Source organism: Pedobacter sp. ISL-64 (genome assembly GCF_018613605.1).
Classification (GTDB): Bacteria; Bacteroidota; Bacteroidia; order Sphingobacteriales; family Sphingobacteriaceae; genus Pedobacter.
On the sequence record NZ_JAGGPU010000004.1, the window covers coordinates 165,756 to 187,936 of the forward strand.

The window sequence follows — 22,181 nt, forward strand, 5'->3', positions numbered from 1 at the left end:
TGTTATGTTTTTTGTCAAAAATAGTATATTTTATTAATTCTCGTAAAAGAATCGTATTATTTTTATCAATTTTATTGAAAATGAAATAAAAAAATGTTTTTCAGATGAAAAATTTCATTTTTTGTAAAGAAAATAGATTTTTTAAATGTTTTATGGAATTGCTGATTTTGCCGCATCATGCTATAAAACTAAAAGCTATGTTCAACTCTTTAATTAACGTATACAAAACCGAGTGGCTCGATCTTGTATTTGCAGACCGCAACAAAAACTATGGTGCTTATGAATTAAGGTCTAAATCTTCATCGATTATGACAAGAGCACTTTTCGTATCTGGAAGCCTTTTTATCCTCTTGTGTTTTTCTCCTTTAATTTATGCTAAATTGTTTCCAAAGGAGATTATAGTAGAAGCTCCGCCAAAGGTTGTCGATTTAACTGATGTAATTCATCAGATGAAACCGAAAACTCCTGAACCAGAGAAAAAGGTTGAGCCTGCTAAAGCTGATCCGGTAAAGGTTAAAACCGTTGCTTTATCGCAGAACATTGTTGTTGTAAATAAAGTAGATCTTCCTGACCCACCTACAATTAAAGAAATTCAGAATGCAGTGATCAGTGATAAAACTCAGGATGGAATTGAAGCTCCTAATTTGGTAATCCCAGATAATAAAGGCAATGGTAATGGCACAGGGATAGTTAAAGATGGCGCAGAAAACGGTGATCCGAATGCTGTTTTAACGATTGGAGGAGTAGATGAGTATCCAGAGTTTAACGGTGGTGCAAAAGCATGGTCTAAATATATGGAACGTAATTTAAGGTATCCTTATCAGGCACAGGAGGAAAATGTTCAGGGTAAAGTGTTTGTGAGCTTTGTGGTTGAGCGTGACGGCTCTGTAACCGATGTTAAAGTACTAAGGGGGCTTGGGTTTGGTTGTGATGAAGAAGCCATTAAAGTAATTAAAAAATCGCCACTATGGAAGCCAGGGAAAAATAAAGGGGTTCCAGTGCGTGTAAGGTATAATATGGCGATTAATTTTCAGATTTCTAATTAAATTAACTAAAGTAGTTAAGATGAAAAAGCTCATTCCAATATTTATGTTTCTCTGTTTTGCTGCTGTGCAATTAAATGCCAAGGCTAAAATAGCAGTTGATAGTGCGAAGGTGTACAGTATTAAGCTGGCCAATGACGACTTAAAAAATGGGCGGGTTAAATTCTTGATACAGGGTGGTTTTGCCCCAGTCTATTACAAAGGGCAGGAAATATTTGAAAAGAAATATAATATCTCTTATTACGAATTTGGATGCGTAATGCCTTCGGATATTTCGATTAAACATTATAATAAAGTAGTGGCCGCTTTTATGGACCGGAAATTTGGAAAGGATTGGCGTAAAGAGGTTAGGAAAGATATTCAGGGGATTTAGTGGGGTAAATTCGTCACCCTGAACTTGTTTCTGGGTCTACCCCAAAGGAAAGATGCTGAAACAAGTTCAGCATGACGACTAAATAATTTTTCTATTAATGCTCTTATAGAAAAATGTGAGGTTGAGTAAATTGAAACGGTTTGGGCGGTGCCCGGGCCTTTTTTTTGTTCTTGCGGTTTATTGTTGCTGTTTTTGGAAAGCAGGAACAGCACCTTTTTGTAATTGCAGTCCCGCCCTTTGTTTCAAATCCTCGCCCTCGTACCTCAGGCTGTGGGTTTTCCACTTCGGTCGGGTTTAGGTGGCAGGGCTGGTAGCACTATTAATGGTTTATAGCGGGCGTAGAAACAGGCCGTGTTCATAAGAACAGGTTTTTGTTCGATAAACCCGACAGAGTGGTTAGCCCGCAGTGGAGTGCAGCGAAACGAGGACTATAAGCGATGGCGGGCGTACAGCTGCTATGAAAGGCGGAACGCTCATTTCATGATAAAATAAATCATTTAGAATAATACAAAAAAAACCGTCATTTCGACTGAAGCTTGCCGGTTTAAGCATTTGTTTTTATTTACTTATGGTATGCTTGCTTGTTTCACAGGTTTCATCGGTAGCGAAATGGAGAGATCTTTAGACTATGTTAAAAGATTTCTCCACTGCGGTCGAAATGACGATCCAACTATAGAATGCTGTAAAAGAAAAATGGATGATGGTTTTTAATTCCATCATCCATTTTACATTTTCTATTATCTTTTATTCTCTATCCATTTTCTGGCGTTTACGAAGGCTTCCATCCATGGCGAAACTTCGTCTTTACGGCCTTGCGGATAATTTGCCCAGTGCCATTGGAACAATGAACGCTCAATGTGCGGCATCATGACCAGGTGGCGGCCGGTTTCGTCACATAACATTGCGGTGTTGTAATCTGATCCATTCGGACTGGCTGGATAGGTTTCGTAAGCATATTTAGCTACGATTTTATATTTATCTTCTGCGTATGGCAACGAGAACCTTCCTTCTCCATGTGATACCCAAACACCTAAAGTGCTTCCGGCCAGGGTAGATAACATTACTGAATTGTTTTCTTGTAAGGTTAACGAAGTGAAAATACTTTCGTGTTTGCCACTCTTGTTGTGGAGCATTTTAGGTTTTTCTTCGTGGTCTTTATTAATTAAGCCCAACTCTACAAATAACTGGCAACCATTGCAAACCCCAACTGATAAGGTATCAGGACGGGCAAAGAATTTCTCCAAGGCTACTCTTGCTTTTTCGTTGTATAAAAATGCACCTGCCCAACCTTTGGCCGATCCTAAAACATCAGAGTTAGAGAAACCACCAACTGCACCGATAAACTGGATGTCTTCTAAAGTTTCTCTTCCGGTAATTAAATCGGTCATGTGTACATCTTTCACATCAAAACCTGCCAAATACATGGCATTGGCCAGTTCGCGCTCAGAATTACTTCCTTTTTCGCGGATAATGGCCGCTTTTGGTCGTGGTTTAGTCGGATCGATTACAGGTTTCTTTCCATCAAATTGTAATGGAAAAGTGTAATTTAATACATGGTTTTTATAATTGTCGTAACGTTCTTTCGCCAATCCGTTTCCGGTTTGTTTACTATCTAATAAGTATGAAGTTTTAAACCAAACATCACGCAAATGGTCGATGCCAAAGCTGAAGCGATCAGCAGCATTTTTAACTTCCAGTTTAGCTGATGCATTTACGTCACCAATTTTATGGAAAGCAACGCCGGCCTGAGCAAAGGTTTCTTCAACAGAGGCATCGGCCTGGAATACAATACCAATGTTCTCTGCAAATAATACTTTAATGCTATCTGCTTCTGCTAGTGAAGACAAATCGATCGAAGCGCCCAAATCGCGGTCGGCAAAACACATTTCCAATAGGGTTGTGATTAAACCACCGCTACCAATATCGTGACCTGCCTGGATTTTGTCAGCTTTGATTAATTGCTGAAGCGTATTAAAAGCCGTTTTAAATTGATCAGCACCTTTAACATCAGGTGTTTCTGTGCCGATTTTGTTTAAAATCTGTGCAAAAGATGAACCACCTAATTTGTAGGTATCGTTAGAAAGGTTGATGTAATAAATTGATCCACCGTTTTTTTGAAGTACCGGCTCAACCACTTTAGTGATATCGTCGCAATTTGCTCCGGCAGAAATAATTACCGTTCCCGGTGCAATTACATCACCATCTTTGTATTTCTGTTTCATCGATAACGAATCTTTTCCGGTTGGGATATTGATTCCTAAATCGATGGCAAAATCAGAACAAGCTTTTACCGCTGCATATAAACGGGCATCTTCGCCTTCATTTTTACATGCCCACATCCAGTTGGCAGAAAGTGAAACACTCTTTAAGCCATCTTTTAGGGGTGCCCAAACGATATTCGAAAGTGATTCTGCAATCGCATTGCGGCTACCCGCTGCAGGATCAATCAAGGCCGAAAGTGGTGCATGGCCAACTGAAGTGGCTATACCTTCTTTCCCCTGAAAATCTAAAGCCATTACACCACAGTCGTTTAAAGGCAATTGTAATGGGCCTGCACATTGTTGTTTAGCTACACGGCCCCCCACACAACGGTCTACTTTATTGGTTAACCAATCTTTAGATGCAACCGCTTCTAATTGAAGCACCTGTTCTAAATAGGTGTTTAATTCGTTGTTGTTATATGTTACGGCTTCATATTTACGATCGATGGTTTGATCGTCCATTACGATTTTTGGTGAACTGCCAAACATGGCGGCCAATTCAAAATCCATAGGTTTTAAACCTGTTGTTGCAGATTTAAAGGTAAAACGGTGATCGCCGGTTACTTTACCTACGGTATACATTGGCGAGCGTTCGCGGTCTGCTATTTTTTGTAAGGTTTCGATATGATCATTGCCGATTACCAAGCCCATTCTTTCCTGCGATTCGTTTCCGATAATTTCTTTAGCCGAAAGGGTAGGGTCGCCCACAGGTAATTTATCAAGGTCTATTAAACCACCGGTTTCTTCAACCAATTCTGATAAACAGTTTAAGTGACCACCTGCACCATGATCGTGGATAGAGATAATCGAGTTGTGATCGCTTTCTACCATACCACGCACCGCATTTGCAGCACGTTTTTGCATTTCAGGGTTCGATCTCTGGATAGCATTTAATTCAATGCCGCTTCCGTGCTGACCAGTATCTGCAGATGAAACGGCTGCACCGCCCATCCCGATCCTATAATTTTCTCCACCCAGGATAACGATGTTATCGCCTTCCTGTGGTTTAAGTTTTTGCGCTTGGCTGGCTTTACCATAACCAATACCGCCTGCAAGCATAATTACTTTATCGAAACCCAGTTTTCTGGAATCTTCTTCGTGCTCGAAGGTTAAAACCGAACCCGTAATAAGCGGTTGACCGAATTTATTTCCAAAATCTGTAGCACCATTTGATGCTTTGATCAGGATATCCATCGGGGTTTGGTATAACCATTGTCTTTCTTCAACGCCTTTTTCCCAAGGGCGATTATCTTCTAAACGCGAAAGCGCAGTCATGTAAACGGCAGTTCCTGCTAAAGGTAACGAACCTTGCCCGCCTGCCAAACGATCTCTAATTTCACCACCTGAACCTGTTGCTGCGCCATTAAAAGGCTCAACTGTAGTAGGGAAATTATGGGTTTCTGCTTTTAATGAGATTACCGATTCAAAATCACTTGTAGTATAATAATCAGGCTCATCGGCACGTTTAGGTGCAAATTGTTGCACTTTCGGGCCTTTGATAAAAGCTACGTTATCTTTATAGGCCGAAACAATATCATTAGGATTTTCTTCTGATGTTTTGCGGATCAGCTTAAATAAAGAAGTAGATTGCTCTACGCCATCGATTACAAATTTACCATTGAAAATTTTATGGCGGCAGTGTTCCGAATTCACTTGAGAGAAACCAAAAACTTCGGAATCGGTTAACGGTCTTTCTAATTTTTGCGCTAAAGTATTTAAATACTCAACTTCTTCATCGCTTAAAGAAAGCCCTTCTTGTTTATTGTAAGCAGCAATATCTGTGATTTCTAAGATAGGTTCAGGTTTGATATTGATGGTATATACCTCTTGATCGAGCTTGTCGTATTTTTGAGAAAGCATCGGATCGTAATCAGCAAAACTTTCGTCAACCTGCTTAAATTCTTCAATCCTGATGATTCCCTGCATGTCCATGTTTTGGGTAATCTCTACTGCGTTGGTACTCCATGGAGTAATCATTGCTGCTCTTGGCCCAACGAAAAAGCCTGTTAGCGCTTTTTCTTGCGAGATTTTGGCACCGCCAAATAACCATTCAAGTTTAGTAATATCAGTGGTAGAAAGCGCTTTGTCTGTTTGTAGAACAAAAATCGCCTGCGATTGACTAAGGAAGAAATGAATCATGCTTTTTTTTTGAAGTTGCAAAAATAGCTTTTTTATATGAAAAAACTGGTGTGATTACAGGATTGAATGAGAGAATTTTGAATGATTGAATGTCAAAATGTAATGATCGAAACAGAGAATTATTAAATGAGAGAATGGCTGATGATAGAATGAGTGAATTTTGAATGAGAGAATGTTGAAATAATTATTGGTTAATTCAATTAGAGAATGCGCATTTTTGTTAAACGCTAACTCACTCATTTACTCATTCAAAATTCAATCATTATTTATGCTTCGCATTCACCACATTGCCATTATCTGTTCAGATTATGAAAAATCGAAAGATTTTTATGTCAATAAATTAGGTTTTACCATTTTGGCAGAGGTTTACCGGGCTGAAAGGAAATCGTATAAATTAGATCTTGCAGTAAATGGTGTATATCAGATCGAGCTGTTTTCTTTCGAAAACCCTCCTGCAAGGCCATCGCGGCCAGAGGCTCAGGGTTTACGTCATTTAGCTTTTGAGGTTGATGATATAGAAAAAGAGATTTCGCGTTTGAATGATCAGGGTGTAACGACCGAACCTATCCGTATTGATGAGTTTACCGAAAAGCGCTTTACTTTTTTTGCTGATCCTGATGGTTTGCCTTTAGAGTTGTACGAAATTTAGGATGAGTATTTTCAAGTTCAAACAGTTTGAAGTCGACCAAACGGGTTGCGCCATGAGGATTAACACGGATGGTGTTTTAATTGCGGCGATGGTAAATCACGAAAAACCTAAAAATATATTGGATATTGGAACGGGAACCGGTGTAATTGCCTTGATGTTGGCTCAACGTTTTCCGGAAGCAAATATACACGCAGTAGAAATTGATGAACAGGCCGCACAAACTGCTGGAAAGAATTTTCAATTATCAGTTTTCAGTGAGCGGTTAACCATTAACCACACATCAATTGAGCAATATCACTATGCTCAGCAATTCGATCTGATTGTTTCTAATCCACCCTTTTTTGTAAACGATTTAAAAAGTGAAGCGTTTAGGAAAGGAATAGCCCGACATGCAGATGAAGACTTTTTTAGCATGCTCATTAAAAAATCGAGTGGATTATTGGCAGATGAAGGTATGATTTGGTTAATCCTTCCGATAAAACAAGCTGATGTGGTTATTGGTAATGCTGCACATTATAATTTATCGCTTGTAGTGCGGATCCATATTCATTCTGATCAAAGCAAACCAACCTTTAGACAAGTGATCTGTTTAAAAAAAGGTAAAGCGGTTTTGAAGGAAAATGATTTTTATATTTATGAATCTTTAAAAGAGCATACAACAGCTTATAAAGAATTGCTGAAGGATTTTTTCCTGGCCTTCTAGCTTATGGTTTTTGGATGGATAGCGGGTAGGGAACAATGGTAACATTGTATAATCGCTGTGGTGTTTTTTTATAATATTTAATCACCATTTTTAAAAGACTTGTTAACTGTTGGAGGATTTGTTTTAACAAAAAATTGGTCGAAAGATTTTGCCAGTCCTGTAAATTACGGGGCACAATTAAGTTTACATAATGAAAAAAATAGGTTTAATTTCTGATACACACGGTTTTTTAGATGATGCGGTTTTTAAACACTTCGATGGTGTAGATGAAATTTGGCATGCAGGAGATTTTGGTGCTAACGTAGCCGAGCCTTTGGCAGCGTTTAAACCTTTGCGGGGTGTGTTTGGAAATATAGATGATAGTGTGATTAGAGCGGAGTTTCCAGAGCAAAATCGATTTAGCTGCGAAAGGGTTGATGTTTGGATGACGCATATAGGTGGATATCCAGGAAGATACTCGTCTTATGTTAAGCCTGAAATATACACTAACCCTCCGAAATTATTTATTACAGGGCATTCACATATTTTAAAAGTAATGTTCGATGAAAAAATAAAATGTTTGCATATAAACCCTGGTGCGGCAGGAAAACACGGTTGGCACAAAGTGAGAACCCTCATCCGTTTTTGCATAACTGATGAAAATATTCATACCTTAGAGGTTATAGAGTTATCGGGTAGATAATGTAAAATTTACACTAAGTATGGTTTGTGGCGTTAAAACACTAGGACAATTTATTATAGAAAAACAAGCAGATTTCCCATATGCTAAAGGAGAACTTTCTAGGCTACTTAGGGATATTGCTATTGCCGCAAAAATTGTAAACCGCGAAATTAATAAAGCTGGTTTAGTTGATATTTTAGGCGATATGGGAACCACCAATATTCAGGGTGAGGAACAAAAAAAGCTAGATGTTTATGCTGATGAACAGTTTATTGCGGCTTTAACCAGTGGTGGCGAATGCTGTATTGTAGCAACTGAAGAAGAAGATGAAATTATCCACATCGAATCTCCCGTTTCGCAAAATGCAAAGTATATTGTATGTATCGATCCTTTAGATGGTTCTTCAAACACAGATGTAAATGTTGCGGTTGGTACTATTTTTTCAATATATAGGAGGAAATCAGTCGAGGGGAAGGCAAGTTTAGAAGATGTATTGCAAAAAGGCACACAGCAAGTTGCTGCCGGCTATATTATTTATGGCTCATCTACCATGCTGGTTTACACAACCGGAAAAGGTGTTAACGGATTTACGCTTGATCCATCAATCGGCGAATTTTGCCTTTCGCACCCTCAAATGAAAATACCGGAAACGGGTTATCTATATTCGGTAAATGAAGGCAATTATGTGCACTTTCCTGATGGCGTTAAAAAGTATATTAAATATTGCCAGGTAGAAGATGAGGCTACCAAACGGCCATATACATCACGTTACATCGGATCGATGGTGGGCGATATTCACCGTAATTTAATTAAAGGTGGAATTTATATTTACCCCACAACCTCACGTTCGCCAAATGGAAAATTAAGGTTGTTATACGAATGTAACCCAATGGCCTTTATTATTGAGCAGGCTGGGGGTAAGGCGAGTACAGGCTTCGATCGCATACTTGATATCAATCCAACTGAATTGCACCAAAGGGTTCCGATTTTTATCGGATCAAAAAATATGGTTGAAAAAGCCGAAGAAATGATGTTGCTATATACGGCAAAATCGATTTCTATCGAAAACAAGGTGGATGCTAAACTGGAAGATTTAAATGTAATTGGTGGAATTGATTAGAGCAAAGTTGCCTTATTTCTTTCTGCTTCAAAAAAACTGTCTATAGCCAGGTTTTGTTTGTCTTGCGAAGCAAAAACAGCTAAACGGTCGCAACGCTCATTCTCCGGGTGATCGTTGTGACCTTTAATCCATATGAATTTCACCTTGTGAAGTTTATATAGTTCCAGGAACCTCAACCACAGGTCTTTGTTTTTTTTATCCTTAAAATTTTTGGTTACCCAGCCGAAAACCCATTTCTTCTCCACGGCATCTACTACATATTTCGAATCGGAGTAAACGGTTACTTGTTGATTTAGGCTTTTTAACGCTTCTAATCCTTTTATTACAGCCAATAGTTCCATGCGGTTATTGGTGGTCATTCTAAAACCGCCACTTAGTTCCTTATAGTGCTGCCCTGCCCTTAAAATTGTACCCCAACCACCTGGCCCTGGGTTTCCACTAGCTGCTCCGTCTGTATAAATTTCGATCATAAATGCTGTAAAGTTATGTTTTTAGGTTTAAAATAGCTTGTTTTATCTGCTTATGTAAAAATATTTTGATTTCAAATAATTGAATGTTAACGAATTAAAAATTAGTTGTAAAAACTTTGAAAAAAATATTTGTAAGAAATATTAAAAGTCGTACTTTTGTGACACTAAAAACGGTGGTTGTAGCTCAGTTGGTTAGAGTATTGGTTTGTGGTGCCGAGGGTCGTGGGTTCGAGCCCCATCAGCCACCCCAAGTTTTTAAAAGCAGTTCTGAAAAGAGCTGCTTTTTTTATGTAATAAGCTTTTTGTCAGATTTTTGCAAAACTAAAATGGGATCAAGCGTAAAAGTTGGGGGAGCAATATTTTAGGGAGTCAAGCAAAAAAGATATGTTCAGTAATTTCGTTGACTAAGAGTGTTCGATATCGGCCTCCATCGCATACCATTTTTTCAAGTGAAAGGGGATCAAGCAAAAAAAATGGGGGATGGAGGTATTTTTGGATTGGGAATAGGAAAACAGCGCTAGTAGTGGGTCAAGCAAAAAAGTTGGGGATTAATTCTAGGCATAAATTTTAGCTAATCTGAACAAGAAGAATTTTACATTTCTCACTCCCCTAAACTGTGATCTGAATGCTTTTATTTTAGCGTTGAAAGATTCAGCAGATGCATTGGTGCTTCTATTTGTAAAGTAGTTTAATATGGTTTGATAGTTGTTCTGGATTGTTCTTGAAATCGTGTTAAACGATTTGAATCCCGCTGCTTCTACTTGATTATACCAAATGGCCAGCTTTTTAAAAGCAACTATCCTGTCCTTGGAGGTACTGAGTATAATGGACAAACCCTGACTTAATTTATAAGCCTGCTCAAGATCAGGATACAAACCAAATAATAACTCTGCCCGGTGTGATTGTGAAGGGGTCCAGTTAACCTCTCTCTTGAACAGTAAGTATCTACTTCTTGCGAGTAATTGTTTTACTGTATCACCATTTTCAAGCAATTCCGGCACCCAGCGTTTTTTTGCAGTCTTGGCCAGCTCCATTTCCTTGTTTTCCTGTTCGATGGCCTCCCCATCTGTATCTTATCCTTATTTCCTGGACACCTTCGGTAGCCAGTTGCTGTACGTGGAACCGATCGGAAACCAGTTCTGCATTAGGAAAGCACCGTTTAACTATACGGGACATTGTTGGAGCAAGATCAAGAGTAACTTCTTTCACTTTTCTGCGCAAGCCTACCTTGATCTGAGAAAGGACTTTGATAACCGATTCGCTTTCAGTTCCCTTAATAATGGCAACCAAAGCACCTTTTTTGCCTTTTGCAGCCTTATTGGTCAGAACGGTATACAGCTCTCCCTGGGAGAGGCTGGTTTCATCTATGGAAAGATATTCTCCCAGATTCTCCGGAAAAACAAGCCAGTTCTCCGCATGTTCCAACTGATCCCAATCTGTAAATCCACTCAGATGACTAGCATATTGTTCCTCAAGGCGTTTACCATCTACTCCAAAGAAATGACCCAGAGTTTTACAGCTTATTGGGCTTGAATCCAAATAGCTTTTCAAAAAAAAATGCGAACTCAGTAGTCATCTTAGTACCATCGGCAACCAGATTCCAATCCCTAAAAACAATCTTTTTCGTATTGAGGTTTTGCCACTTGCGGCGCTTAACCTTCAAAAAACAAGGCTTGCCACGTAAAGGAAAGTCGCGAACGGTGACTTCATCGAAAAAACCCTTAGAAATTAGCTTCTCTCCTGAATGCTCCTCAGGGTGAATGTTTTTTTCTAAAAGATAAATATGATAAGAGCCTTCAGAAAGTTCAAACTTATCAAGTTCAAAGTATTCGGTTAAGCCTTCAGACAGTATAAAAGATAGTATTGAGGTGTCCAAAATAATAGTGTTGTACAAAATTAAATAAACTTCTCAACTCCCCAACTTTTTTGCTTGATCCCTAGTAGTGCTTGGCTACTGTAGTCCCGCCTTCCACTTTACTCCGCTTCGCTTCGTGTTCGTTCCATCCGATAGCTATCCGATCAGATTTAAATAACAATTCAGTGGTTTTTGGCGGGATTTCCGCCTGAAAATTGATTCAAGGTTTAGTTCATTTTCCTCTTAACATCCAGAATCCGGCTTTTAGGTCCTTCGGACTTCTCTGTACAAGCCCAGATCAATAGCCCCTACAGCAGCGAAATCCTTTTGGCTTGCGGTTCATGAGCAGTATAGACCGAGTTTCCAAGAGATTGGAGCGTATGTAGGGAAACCATTGTTCGTAGCAAGCCATTGCGCTCCAAATTAATATTAGCTCCCAAATTTACGCTTGATCCATGTTAAGAACGGGATTGTGAATGCAAATGGCAAGCTGGTTAATAACGAAATGAGAGGTTCAATATAAATCAGGGAAGTTTTTAAACACTTATTTGATTAAACCATGTCGGATTCTATTGATTTCATATTAAGATTTTAACCAAAAACTGAAAAGTTGTGTATGAAATAGATAAAACAACGCATAAATGAAAAGGCTGATGAACATTCCTCTTAGTATCGTTGATTTAATTTAAAAACAACGAAATAACGCTGTTGTATTGGTGTGGGTTTGTAGCAAAATGCTGTAAATCAAAAGCTTATATTTTAGGTATGTGTTTGGATTAAACTAATCAATTTGTATATAAACAACTAAGCATGGACTTACAATTAAGAAACAAGAAAGCGCTTATCACAGGTTCGACTGCCGGAATAGGCTTTGCAATTGCACTCAGCCTCGCCAAAGAAGGTGCAGAAGTGATTGTTAATGGGCGTACAAGCACGCGTGTTGAAACAGCTATATCGCAGATTAAAGCAGAAAGTGGCAATGATAAGGTGACGGGCATCGTTGCTGATTTTGCTTCTGCAGAATCTATTCAAAATATGGTTTTACAATTGCCAGAAGTTGATATTCTGGTAAATAGCGTAGCCATATTTGAACCCAAGGCTTTTGCAGAGATCACTGACGAAGATTGGTTGCGCTTTTATGAAATTAATGTAATGAGTGGAATTCGTTTATCACGAGAATACTTTGGTAAGATGGTGGAAAATGGCTGGGGTCGGATTATCTTTATATCAAGTGAATCGGCTGTGCAGATCCCAGAAGAAATGATTCATTATGGCGTATCCAAAACGGCCCAATTGGCTCTGGCTCGTGGATTAGCTGAACTGACCAAGGGAACTGCTGTTACGGTAAATGCAGTATTACCCGGACCAACATTATCAGAAGGCGTTGAAGGGTTTATTAAAAAACTGGCTGTTGATCAGAACAAAACCACCGCTGAAATCGAAACAGATTTTTTTAATACTGTTCGACCAACATCAATTATCAGGCGCTTCTTAGATACTGCTGAAGTGGCGAATATGGTGACTTACCTGGCCAGTCCCCTTGCATCAGCCACTAATGGTGCTGCAATTAGGGCTGAAGGTGGTTTATTGAAAGGTATACTCTAATTGCTTGTTATAGATTTAAAAAACGGTTTGGGGTATTAACAAATCCTATGAGTAAACCTTTGATCCAGCAGTATTGATTCGTGCCTAAATTTGAGTAAATTAGTTCGATAAATTATATGAAAATCCCCTACATCGTTCTGGTTGCTTTAATTTTATTGCATTTCCACGCTTTCTCACAGGTACTTCCGGGAGACCAGGCAGATGCTGCTAGTGTAAAGCGCATGATTCAAACTGCCACGAACGATAGCATTAAATGCGACCTCATTCAACAATTAGGGAAAATTCAGTTGTTAAAACCTGGCAATAGGCGGGTTAATCTGGATAGTGCTCTACAATATTTTTTATACTCCATAAAGTTTGTCGATTCAGCAAAACTCAGGGTTAATAACAAATACGAGGGAATGTTGCGGGTAGCTGAAGCCTATTTCAAGTTGAATAATCTTATTGCCGGTAAACAATACTGCATGAGTGTTATCCAGTCCTATCAAAAAGATGGGGATAAAAAGAGGGAGGCACGCACCTGGTTACGTTTTGGCAATATGATGAAGAACTCATATAAACACCGGCCGGAAGTGATTTATAATTTGAAAAAAGCCCTTGAGTTGTACCGCGAAACTGGAGATATAGCCAAACAAGCCGAATGCTGTGCATCTTTAGGTGGTGAATACTATGACCGAGTTCAATTAGATAGTGCTGAATTTTATGCCTTGAAAGGCCTGAAGTTATACCAGACTGCCCATTCGAACGACCTCGGTTTTACCTATTACGATCTTTCAATAATCTACAGAAATAAGGGCAATTTAAGTAAAGCGTTGCGTTATGGACTATTGACAATCGACAATGCCAACCAAAGAGGCGATACCTTAAAATACCAGAATATGGCGCAGCGCTATGGTCAGTTAGCTTATGTATATTCGGATATGAAAGACCATGCAAATGCGCTCGAAAATTTTCGCCGTGCAATTAGTATCGGAACCAGAAACAACATTGGAAATAGCACTACAGAATATACTTACCTCCATCTTAATGAGGCTGTAAGGGAATGGGTAATTTTAAAGAAGCCCAAAGTTGCCATTGCAGAAGCACTGAAGATATTCAAAAAATATCCGCCAGTAGATAGCCTGCAAATTGGTAGACAGGCCGAAATCTATGGAAATTACTACAATGCTGTTAAGCAATTTAGCCTGGCAGAAAAGTGGTATTTAAAAATGGCTGCTTATTATCACTGCAGGACAATAGATGAATCCTGGGGGAACAAAGTACTGGCTGGTTTTTATATGGCACAGGGAAAATATGAGCTATCCCGTAGGTTCTTAAATAAGGAATTCAAGAACATTCATTCAGATAGCCAGTCATTTTTGAACAGTGCTGAAGATGCCCTGTATTATTATAAAATTGATTCTGCAAATCATAATTTTGAGTCTGCGCTGGAACATTACCGAAGGTTTAAGCGAAAGAGTGATTCTGCTTATAATATTGCCTCTGCCAAACAGATTGCAGAAATACAGGTGCAGTATAAAACCCTGCAAAAAGAAGCCGCGATTACATCTCTAAAAAAAGACCGATCCTTACTAATGGATAAGGTTTTACAAGCCGGCTACATCAGAAATCTGATTGTGGGGATTGCTGTGTTATTGCTTTTGCTACTCGGGGTATTAATCTACAGTTTTCGCGAAAAGCAAAAGAGCAATAAGATTATACAACAAAGAAATAATGAGCTGAACTCGCTGTTATCTGATAAAGATGAATTGCTCGAAGAAAAACAATGGTTATTAAAAGAAATTCACCACCGGGTTAAGAATAATTTACAGATTGTTATTGGGCTGTTGCAACGTCAGTCTGATTATGTAGATAACAAAGACGCAAAGGAGGCCATCTTGAATAGTGAAAACAGAATGCGTTCCATTGCCTTAATCCATCAAAAATTATATCAGTCGGAAGGGCTTGACTTAATAAATATGGCTGAATATATTGATGAATTTATTAGTTACCTGAAAGATAGCTGTGATGTTGGACACCGCTTGCAGTTCCAAAGGCAGTTTGACCAGGTTTATCTGTCCGTTTCTCAGGCGATACCTTTAAGTTTAATTATGAATGAAGCGATTACCAATTCGATTAAATATGCTTACCCTGATGGTCTTTATAATCCTATCGGGGTTTTTCTCAACCAAATAGACAAAACACATATAAAATTGACGATTACAGATAATGGTGTTGGCTTGCCCGAGGGATTTGATTTAAATGTAACCGATTCTATGGGAATGAATTTAATGCGTGGCTTAACGAAACAGTTAAGAGGCACTTTTGCAATTCAAAATCATAATGGAGTTACGATAGAAGTAAATTTTGAAACAGACAAGATAGTAGCTGATGTCGTTGCCATTTGATGAAGTCATCCAGCACGAAATTTTGATTTTGTATTTGCTTATGTAAATGTAAGCCAGGCCTCTATTTTAATAATATGGAACCTGGCTTATGGAGTGATTGGGTATTATTTATGCCCTAGAAAGAAGTCTAACAGATCTTTTTGAACCTGAGGGGTGTTCTCCTGAACCACCCAGTGCCCAGAACCTTTGATGATGGATTCCTGAACATTGATGGCAACCAGTTTTGAGTGTTCGGCAAGAAATGGGGCTGCGAAATGTTGCGAACCCATTGCAAGCAGCGGCATTTTTAATTTAGTTTTCATCAACTCAACATTATCTTTCGCATCTTGTGGAAATGCCCCAAACCAATGGAATGCACCTGTTGTTGCGCCCGGAACGCTGTAAGCTCTAACGAACTCATTCTTTTCTGCCACTGAAAATGGATTCTTAACATAGCCAACCAAAGGCCAGAAGCTGGTAAGAAAAAGACCAACCTTACCCGAAACAATTTCACCGGAATTAGGCATTCCGAAAAATCCAAACCACCAGGCACCTGCTTTAACCTGACTCCAAACTGGTTCTACGCCCGGAAGTAGGGCATCCATTAAAGCAAGTTTTTTGACTTCATCCGGGAATTGCGCAGCGTAGGCATAGGCAACCATTAATCCTATATCGTGACCGGCAAGGTTAATATTGCTATAACCTAGTTTTTTCATCAGCTCATGCATATCTTTTGCCATGGTTTTTTTATCATAACCGCCTGCAGGTTTAGCAGACTCTCCAACACCTCTTAAATCTGGTGCTATTACGGTAAAATGTTTAGAAAGCTCTGGTAGTAAGCGGTTCCACATGAACCAGTTTTGACCAAATCCATGTACCAATAGAAGTGGCGCTCCTTTACCACCAATTACATAATGAATTTTAACGCCATTTACATTGGCATACTGATGTTTAAAGCCAGCAGGAGGATTAGCCGCCTTTACTGCTGTGCTTGCAAATCTGGCGTTTGCAGATGTTGTGAACATAATTAAGAGGAAGTAAATTGCTCCAATTACGAATAAGAATTTTCCTGTTTTTTTCATGATTTATTTGATTTAGTTGATGATTTATTTTTTAGGATTACTGCTAATGTCTTTGTAGGCGTTTGGAAGGTTAAAATTAAAATGAAGCCAGTTGAATAGGGTATAGCCTTTGTTAAATTCATCCATCTTGATGGAAGCCTTGGCCTGCTCTAGTGTAAGTCCATTAGCAACTGCTTTTTCTATATTGAGTTTTAAGGCTTCTACATAGTCGATGGTATATTTAATCCCAGCCTTATTTGTGATTCGGCCATGACCAGGAATTACGATTGCATCAGTCGGAAGAAAATTATAGACCTTTTTTAAATTCTCTACTGGTTCGAGAAAGAAACCATCAAATAGCCATGGTATGGCCGGGCTTTCGGCGATGAATGGATTACCAGCCCAGAAAACTTTCGTTGATGGCATCCAAACAAATAGATCTGCTGGAGATTGAGCTGTGCCAACATTCATAAATTCTATAATCTTGCCTTTTCCTAAATCGAGCTTAAGGTTGCTGTTTTTAGGAATTACAATATCTGCAGGGCGATAGACTGTATTTTCAATTCCTCTATTTGTTCCAAATAACATCACCATAAATTGTTTAATGCCCTCGTAGTTAGTTGCTAAATTTTCTTTAGCAAACTCATTTTGAATAATTAAGGTACCCTCTGGTAATAGATAATTGCTAAAACAATGATCACCATGATCACTTGTGTTTACCGCAAAGAGAATAGGCTTATCAGTAACCGAACGAATTAGTTTAATCTGTTGATCATAAAGTCTTTTGGTCATCATTACTTCAATGAGCAATACTCCCTTTTCACCAATTATAAAACCTCCCGTAGTTGCCTGTGGAATACCTTTTGAGGTTTCAGCTTCAGCAGTGGTGGGGATTATTGCATAAGTATCTACTGTGATTTTTTGAAGCTTTAATTCAACTTTGTTTGCGTCCCAAATAGGAACGGTTGGTGGGAGTGGCATTTGCGCTTTGACATTGCTGGTCGTGCTGAAATGTAGCAGCAGCAGGAACAGCGCTAATAATTTAGTTGTTTTCATGATTTTGTGTTTATTATTTGCTTTGATTAATCTTTATCATTCCCTTCTTGCTGAATATGCTAATGAAGTTGCCATCAGGATCTCGGATGATTGTGCTTTTTAAGCCTTTATTATTAAGTTGAGCTTCCTTAAATGCAAATGCTACCTTTTTCTTCTCTAGCTCTTTAGTAATGGCTGTTAGATTGTCGACATATAGGATCAGGGCCTTATTTCCAATTAACTGCATGTGTTTAGGAGGATCTGCAAATAATTCTGGTAAACGGAAAGATTCTTCCACTTCCAAAAGTTCCAACCGAATTCCAGCACCTTCTACAAAAGCAGTTTTGGCATGGATAATTGGATATTCTGATCGCTCTACCAATTTAAAACCGAGTACATCATGGTACCATTTAATAGATTCTTCGAGGTTCTGTACACTGATGGCCATTCCGAAAAGACGGTATTTCTCTTGTCCAATTGCTTCATTAGTAAAATAAAAGTAGGCCAAAAAGAAAAATAGGAGTTTGATTTTTGTTTTCATAATCAATTATTTAGTGTTGATATCCTCCGTAATATTTTACCGGAGACCATTCTGGAATTACTGGAGCAATACCAGGATCTAATGATTTATACTCATCTTTTGCATAAACTATTTTTCCATTCACAATAGTGATTTTGGCAGAGATTTTTCTTACCTCATCTGGCTGGAGTTTGAAATAATCATCGGATAGCAAAACAAGATCGGCATACATTCCCTTTGCAATTGTTCCTTTTAGTTTTTCTTCGCCAGAGAACCATGCGCTCCCAGAGGTATATAGTTTTAGAGCGGTGTATTTATCCAATATTTGGTCTTCAGGCCAAAACTGCATTCCACCTATAGTTTTTCCGGTAAGCAACCAATGGATAGCCATCCACGGATTATAGGTTGAAATTCTTGGGGCATCTGTTCCCATTCCAACAGGAATTCCCGATTGAAGCATTTGTTTAATTGGAGGAAGTTGTCTATTTGGTTTTCCATTTAGCTTGGTATAAAGTTCCCCCTGGAAATACATTCTAAATTGTACGGCGATACCTCCACCAAGTTTTTTTACCCGCATTAGCTGCGGTTCTGTAATGGTTTCTGCATGATCAAAAAACCACTTTAAACCATTAAATGGAATTTCTTTATCCACTTTTTCGAATATGGATAACATTCTTTCTATAGATTCTCCATAGGTGGCGTGTAGCCTGAATGGCCAGCGGTTTTTTACCAATAGTCTTATTATGGGTTCTAAGTCGATTTCCATACTATCGGAGAGCACGATTCTGGGTTCTAGGAAATTTTCAAAATCTGCTGCTGAAGCGATAATATTTTCGCCAGCACCTTCCATCGAAAAACCATTAGCCATGAGCATGTGATCGTTTTTATTTGGATAGGTCTCGGCTACCCATTTTTCGTAGTCTTGCAGTTCTGTTCCCTTTTTCTGAGCGAAAAGGTAGTACGATGTTCTTAAATTTAGTTTTCCTGCTTTGGCCAGTTCAGTCGCAATGTTATAGTCAGCATCATAATTTTGTCCGCCACCAGCTGCATCAACAGCGCTTGTTAAACCGAAACTATTCAGCTCCCTGTAAAATTGGAGGGTGCTGTTTAACCTTTCTTCGTGGTTTAGTACCGTTGTTAAAGCAAGCGTAGTATAAATTGCTTTTGGTGTTTCTTTTGCAAACATTAATCCGGTGAGGTTGCCAGCTTTATCTGTTTCCAGTAAGCTGCCTTCGTAATGGGTATTTTTGTTATAGCCCAGTACCTCGATTCCTTTCTTGTTCAGAAAAGCTTTTCCATATAAATAAGTAATTAAAGCAGGTTTATCAGGTACAGCTTGATTAATTTCATCAATGGTTGGTTGTCTCTTTTCTTCAAATTGAAATTCATTCCATCCACCTATTACCTTAATCCATACGCCAGGAGGTGTTCGCTTTGCTTGTTCGCTCAGCATCTCCATTGCTCTTTTCAAGGTTTTTACTCCATCCCATCTCAATTCGCTATTGAAGTGTAATCCTTCGCGAATAATATGCATGTGGCTATCGTTAAGGCCCGGAACCACTGTCTGGCCTTTAGCATCAATAACTTTTGTATTGATATTTTTAAAACCAGAAAGCATTTCCTTGTTGGTTCCAGTTGCTTCAATTATTCCACTTTTAATCGCTACAGATTGCCGGAACTCATTTGCTTTAACCATTGTTGCAATCTTTGCATTAATAATGATGATATCTGCACCACGCTGAGCCATCAGGCTGAAAGAGAAGAAACAAAAGAGGGTGGATAAATATATTTTGAACATGATTTTATATTTAATTGTGAATAATTGCTTCGATGTTTTGAAGCCAGTTGAGTACATTCGCTGCATCCTCCCGCCAGGTAGGTTGTCCAAGTACGAAATGGTTTCTGCCTTCGAGTAACTGGTATTCTGTAATAGAATCTGGGTGGCTGTATTTTTTGAAGTTGGCGTGATTTAAGGATGCGGGAATGAAGTTATCAGCAGTGCCAGCTAAGAATAATAAAGGTGGGTGTGGTTTTTCGAAATCGATTTCGGCAGCATTGGTTGTCGCATCTCTAATTACTAATTTTGATTCTGGTGTCAACAGTTTATAATAGCCATCCTTTTGTTTGTCATAGCTCATGTTATTGGTAAATGCGTATTGCCATTCCTGAAAGGACATGAGGTAGCTCTTAGTGGCATCAGTGAAAAAACCCAGCGCATTCCAGCCTGCTTTATAAAAGGAGAACTTGAATGTGAAAATGCCTTTAGGCTGCAAGGAGTGGATTGCTATTCCGGCACAGCCTAAGGTCCGTTGAAGTAGCAACTGAACAATCAGACCACCCATTGAATGTCCAATTAATATTGGCTTTTCATCCATAGCTACTGCAATTGTTGCATAGTGTTCCGTGAGGTTGTTCAAACGTTGGGAGGCAATTGCCGCATCAGGTTGTTTTTGCCTGAGGATATCAGCTGGTTCATTTTTGTAGGGCCAGGCCGGCGCATAGGTCGTATAACCATTTTCCTTGAAATAGGCGACCCATTCATCCCAACAATTATTGCTTACAAAAGCGCCTGTGATGAATAATACAGATTTGGTGATTTTCTTTTTCATTTAATGGCTGTTTTGTCGATGCCTGTTCAAATGGTATTCCGTTTATTTATATGTCTGATTTATAGTTGTTTATGTTTTTTTTTTGGCCTTTGGATTAACTTTATTTCGTGGCAGATAATTCAGAACAACGAAATAGGGTTGTTCATCATTTTTGTTTGAAATCTGAGCGATATCACTCTAAGTGGAGCGTAAAAGCCAAATGGCTCTGCATCAACGCTATGTCGCTGTATTTTCGTTGTTTTTCGATAGCATAGTTTTCTAAAAGAAATAAGTGATGTAGAGCGCGTTTAAAGGCGGTTTCGGTCTTTGGCACATGGGTTGGAATGCCAATTCAAAATCAACTCAAATGAAAAAGTTAATCTATCTGTTCTTGTTCTTGCCGTTTTTTTGCTACGGACAAAAGCCAAATTTTAAATCCTTGCGCTACGATGAGGATAACGCCCATTTTGCTCAGGATTCTACAGCAACCTGGTACCAGCGGTTCAAGTTTATACCGCTGAATACTAAAAAAAGCTCCTATTTAAGTTTTGGTGGCGAATTCCGCAGTCAGTATTTCAACTATGTCAATCCTTTGTGGGGCGATGAACCAAAAGATGCAGATGGCTTTGTACTTTCCCGTTATCTATTGCATAGCGATTTACATTTGGGGAAAAGTTTGCGTGCTTTTGTGCAGCTTCAAAGTAGTTTAAGCAATGGTGAAGCTGAAGCGCCTAGCGCAGTAAATGAGAACCCACTCGACCTCCATCAGGCTTTCCTAGACTTTAACTTTCTTTCAGGAAAAAACCATAGCCTAATATTTAGGATTGGCAGACAGGAATTGCTTTACGGTTCACAGCGATTGGTTTCTGTAAGAGATGCACCAAATAACCGTCAATCTTTTGATGGGGCTAAAATTTTATTCGGTGCTAAACGGTTTAAAGCAGATGCTTTTTTCTCTCACTATGTACAGGCAAAAAACGGAATTTTTGATGATGTTCCCACTTCAAACATTGCTTTATGGGGTACTTATGCTACCCTTAACCAAGCGCCAGTCATTAATGCTTTAGATGTTTATTATCTAGGCATCAAAAAGAGAAGTGCAGTATTTGATGATGGGAAAGGCGAGGAGCTAAGGCATTCTATCGGTTTGCGCAGTTATAAGGCAGGGAGTAATTGGCAATATGATATTGAGGGACTATATCAGTTCGGTACATTTAGCAACAGTAAAATTTCGGCATGGACCATCTCTGCAAATGTATCTCATGCTTTTGATGTTAACCTGCATCCTAAACTTGGACTAAAAACGGAGTTGATTAGCGGAGACCTGGACTATGCAGATGGAAAGCTGAATACCTTTAATCCACTATTTCCAAGAGGAGGCTATTTTGGATTAGCGGCATTAATTGGCCCATCAAATTTGTTTGATGTACATCCTTCGGTAGAATTTTCAGCAGCTAGAAACCTGGTTTGGACAACTGATTATGATGTATTTTACAGGTTGAGTAAAAATGACGGAATTTATGCAGTCAATGGTCGCTTACTTTATTCGGGTAAGGGTACCAATGCTGTTCATATAGGTGGACAACTGGGCACTTCATTAGAATATACGCCTATGCCATTTTTATATGTGAGGGCAGAGGTAAACTGGTTTAGCGCCGGAGCATACCTTAAACAAGCTGGCAACGGAAAAGATATTTTAATGTCGGGAATTACGTTTACCTTAAAGTTTTAG

19 protein-coding genes and 1 tRNA gene are annotated in these 22,181 nt (G+C 38.9%); 10 read left to right on the forward strand and 10 right to left on the reverse strand.

What is annotated here, in order from left to right; translation table 11 throughout:
* The first annotated feature begins 197 nt into the window (after positions 1-197).
* The gene (locus J7E57_RS05405; protein WP_215125930.1) at positions 198-1,046 is read left to right on the forward strand and encodes an energy transducer TonB; all 849 of its coding nucleotides are present in this window, start codon (positions 198-200) and stop codon (positions 1,044-1,046) included.
* 19 nt (positions 1,047-1,065) lie between these two features.
* Positions 1,066-1,416 carry a hypothetical protein gene (locus J7E57_RS05410; RefSeq protein ID WP_215125931.1) on the forward strand — a complete coding sequence of 117 codons (351 nt, stop codon included), beginning with the start codon at positions 1,066-1,068 and terminating at the stop codon, positions 1,414-1,416.
* A gap of 737 nt (positions 1,417-2,153) precedes the next feature.
* On the opposite strand, the gene purL is transcribed toward J7E57_RS05410, so the two are convergent.
* Positions 2,154-5,816: a phosphoribosylformylglycinamidine synthase gene (purL, locus tag J7E57_RS05415; protein WP_215125932.1), complete on the reverse strand. Its 3,663-nt coding sequence runs from the start codon at positions 5,814-5,816 to the stop codon at positions 2,154-2,156.
* Between the two features lie 268 nt (positions 5,817-6,084).
* On the opposite strand from purL, the gene J7E57_RS05420 reads away from it, so the two are divergent.
* The 4 genes from J7E57_RS05420 (at position 6,085) to fbp (ending at position 8,949) form a co-directional block, all read left to right on the forward strand.
* The gene (locus J7E57_RS05420; RefSeq protein WP_215125933.1) at positions 6,085-6,465 is read left to right on the forward strand and encodes a VOC family protein; all 381 of its coding nucleotides are present in this window, start codon (positions 6,085-6,087) and stop codon (positions 6,463-6,465) included.
* 1 nt (position 6,466) lies between these two features.
* On the forward strand, positions 6,467-7,168 hold the full coding sequence (locus J7E57_RS05425; protein WP_215125934.1) for a tRNA1(Val) (adenine(37)-N6)-methyltransferase: 702 nt from the start codon (positions 6,467-6,469) through the stop codon (positions 7,166-7,168).
* A 190-nt stretch (positions 7,169-7,358) separates the two neighbouring features.
* Positions 7,359-7,850 (forward strand): metallophosphoesterase family protein, encoded by a 492-nt coding sequence (locus tag J7E57_RS05430; protein WP_215125935.1) that lies wholly within the window; start codon positions 7,359-7,361, stop codon positions 7,848-7,850.
* Positions 7,851-7,869: 19 nt separating this feature from the next.
* Positions 7,870-8,949 carry a class 1 fructose-bisphosphatase gene (fbp, locus tag J7E57_RS05435; RefSeq protein ID WP_215125936.1) on the forward strand — a complete coding sequence of 360 codons (1,080 nt, stop codon included), beginning with the start codon at positions 7,870-7,872 and terminating at the stop codon, positions 8,947-8,949.
* Here fbp and rnhA read toward each other — a convergent pair.
* A complete protein-coding gene (gene rnhA / locus J7E57_RS05440) occupies positions 8,946-9,419 on the reverse strand; it encodes a ribonuclease HI (protein ID WP_215125937.1) in 474 nt (157 codons plus the stop codon). The genes fbp and rnhA overlap by 4 nt on opposite strands.
* 173 nt (positions 9,420-9,592) lie before the next feature.
* Here rnhA and J7E57_RS05445 point away from each other — a divergent pair.
* Positions 9,593-9,669 (forward strand) — tRNA-His (locus J7E57_RS05445).
* Between the two features lie 304 nt (positions 9,670-9,973).
* Here J7E57_RS05445 and J7E57_RS27085 read toward each other — a convergent pair.
* The 3 genes from J7E57_RS27085 to J7E57_RS05455 are packed head-to-tail and all read right to left on the reverse strand — an operon-like array spanning position 9,974 to position 11,313.
* Positions 9,974-10,420, reverse strand: a complete 447-nt coding sequence (locus J7E57_RS27085; protein ID WP_317196519.1) for a transposase — start codon at positions 10,418-10,420, stop codon at positions 9,974-9,976.
* Positions 10,404-10,958: a transposase gene (locus tag J7E57_RS27090; protein WP_251029811.1), complete on the reverse strand. Its 555-nt coding sequence runs from the start codon at positions 10,956-10,958 to the stop codon at positions 10,404-10,406. The genes J7E57_RS27085 and J7E57_RS27090 overlap by 17 nt, the downstream gene beginning before the upstream one ends.
* Complete coding sequence (locus tag J7E57_RS05455; RefSeq protein WP_215125938.1) at positions 10,933-11,313, reverse strand: transposase; 381 nt, start codon at positions 11,311-11,313, stop codon at positions 10,933-10,935. Before J7E57_RS05455 ends, J7E57_RS27090 begins: the two co-directional genes overlap by 26 nt.
* Before the next feature lie 771 nt (positions 11,314-12,084).
* Between J7E57_RS05455 and J7E57_RS05460 the strand changes: the two genes are divergently transcribed.
* Positions 12,085-12,879, forward strand: a complete 795-nt coding sequence (locus J7E57_RS05460; protein WP_215125939.1) for an SDR family NAD(P)-dependent oxidoreductase — start codon at positions 12,085-12,087, stop codon at positions 12,877-12,879.
* Between the two features lie 116 nt (positions 12,880-12,995).
* Complete coding sequence (locus J7E57_RS05465; protein WP_215125940.1) at positions 12,996-15,266, forward strand: histidine kinase dimerization/phosphoacceptor domain -containing protein; 2,271 nt, start codon at positions 12,996-12,998, stop codon at positions 15,264-15,266.
* Positions 15,267-15,370: 104 nt separating this feature from the next.
* On the opposite strand, the gene J7E57_RS05470 is transcribed toward J7E57_RS05465, so the two are convergent.
* Genes J7E57_RS05470 through J7E57_RS05490 form a run of 5 tightly spaced genes read right to left on the reverse strand, consistent with a single transcriptional unit; the run spans position 15,371 to position 20,470 of the window.
* Positions 15,371-16,327, reverse strand: a complete 957-nt coding sequence (locus J7E57_RS05470; protein WP_215125941.1) for an alpha/beta fold hydrolase — start codon at positions 16,325-16,327, stop codon at positions 15,371-15,373.
* 24 nt (positions 16,328-16,351) lie between these two features.
* Complete coding sequence (locus J7E57_RS05475) at positions 16,352-17,362, reverse strand: MBL fold metallo-hydrolase (RefSeq protein WP_215125942.1); 1,011 nt, start codon at positions 17,360-17,362, stop codon at positions 16,352-16,354.
* Positions 17,363-17,375: 13 nt separating this feature from the next.
* Positions 17,376-17,882, reverse strand: a complete 507-nt coding sequence (locus J7E57_RS05480; RefSeq protein ID WP_215125943.1) for a VOC family protein — start codon at positions 17,880-17,882, stop codon at positions 17,376-17,378.
* A gap of 10 nt (positions 17,883-17,892) precedes the next feature.
* Positions 17,893-19,659 (reverse strand): amidohydrolase, encoded by a 1,767-nt coding sequence (locus J7E57_RS05485; protein WP_215125944.1) that lies wholly within the window; start codon positions 19,657-19,659, stop codon positions 17,893-17,895.
* A gap of 10 nt (positions 19,660-19,669) precedes the next feature.
* Positions 19,670-20,470 carry an alpha/beta hydrolase gene (locus tag J7E57_RS05490; RefSeq protein WP_215125945.1) on the reverse strand — a complete coding sequence of 267 codons (801 nt, stop codon included), beginning with the start codon at positions 20,468-20,470 and terminating at the stop codon, positions 19,670-19,672.
* Between the two features lie 346 nt (positions 20,471-20,816).
* Between J7E57_RS05490 and J7E57_RS05495 the strand changes: the two genes are divergently transcribed.
* Positions 20,817-22,181 (forward strand): alginate export family protein, encoded by a 1,365-nt coding sequence (locus tag J7E57_RS05495; RefSeq protein ID WP_215125946.1) that lies wholly within the window; start codon positions 20,817-20,819, stop codon positions 22,179-22,181.

Excerpts from the sequence above, each read along its gene's own strand:
- J7E57_RS05405 (WP_215125930.1), top strand. The coding sequence starts at position 198 with ATGTTCAACTCTTTAATTAACGTATACAAAACCGAGTGGCTCGATCTT.
- J7E57_RS05410 (WP_215125931.1), top strand. The coding sequence starts at position 1,066 with ATGAAAAAGCTCATTCCAATATTTATGTTTCTCTGTTTTGCTGCTGTG.
- purL (WP_215125932.1), bottom strand. The coding sequence starts at position 5,816 with ATGATTCATTTCTTCCTTAGTCAATCGCAGGCGATTTTTGTTCTACAA.
- J7E57_RS05420 (WP_215125933.1), top strand. The coding sequence starts at position 6,085 with ATGCTTCGCATTCACCACATTGCCATTATCTGTTCAGATTATGAAAAA.
- J7E57_RS05425 (WP_215125934.1), top strand. The coding sequence starts at position 6,467 with ATGAGTATTTTCAAGTTCAAACAGTTTGAAGTCGACCAAACGGGTTGC.
- J7E57_RS05430 (WP_215125935.1), top strand. The coding sequence starts at position 7,359 with ATGAAAAAAATAGGTTTAATTTCTGATACACACGGTTTTTTAGATGAT.
- fbp (WP_215125936.1), top strand. The coding sequence starts at position 7,870 with ATGGTTTGTGGCGTTAAAACACTAGGACAATTTATTATAGAAAAACAA.
- rnhA (WP_215125937.1), bottom strand. The coding sequence starts at position 9,419 with ATGATCGAAATTTATACAGACGGAGCAGCTAGTGGAAACCCAGGGCCA.
- J7E57_RS05460 (WP_215125939.1), top strand. The coding sequence starts at position 12,085 with ATGGACTTACAATTAAGAAACAAGAAAGCGCTTATCACAGGTTCGACT.
- J7E57_RS05465 (WP_215125940.1), top strand. The coding sequence starts at position 12,996 with ATGAAAATCCCCTACATCGTTCTGGTTGCTTTAATTTTATTGCATTTC.
- J7E57_RS05470 (WP_215125941.1), bottom strand. The coding sequence starts at position 16,327 with ATGAAAAAAACAGGAAAATTCTTATTCGTAATTGGAGCAATTTACTTC.
- J7E57_RS05475 (WP_215125942.1), bottom strand. The coding sequence starts at position 17,362 with ATGAAAACAACTAAATTATTAGCGCTGTTCCTGCTGCTGCTACATTTC.
- J7E57_RS05480 (WP_215125943.1), bottom strand. The coding sequence starts at position 17,882 with ATGAAAACAAAAATCAAACTCCTATTTTTCTTTTTGGCCTACTTTTAT.
- J7E57_RS05485 (WP_215125944.1), bottom strand. The coding sequence starts at position 19,659 with ATGTTCAAAATATATTTATCCACCCTCTTTTGTTTCTTCTCTTTCAGC.
- J7E57_RS05490 (WP_215125945.1), bottom strand. The coding sequence starts at position 20,470 with ATGAAAAAGAAAATCACCAAATCTGTATTATTCATCACAGGCGCTTTT.
- J7E57_RS05495 (WP_215125946.1), top strand. The coding sequence starts at position 20,817 with ATGAAAAAGTTAATCTATCTGTTCTTGTTCTTGCCGTTTTTTTGCTAC.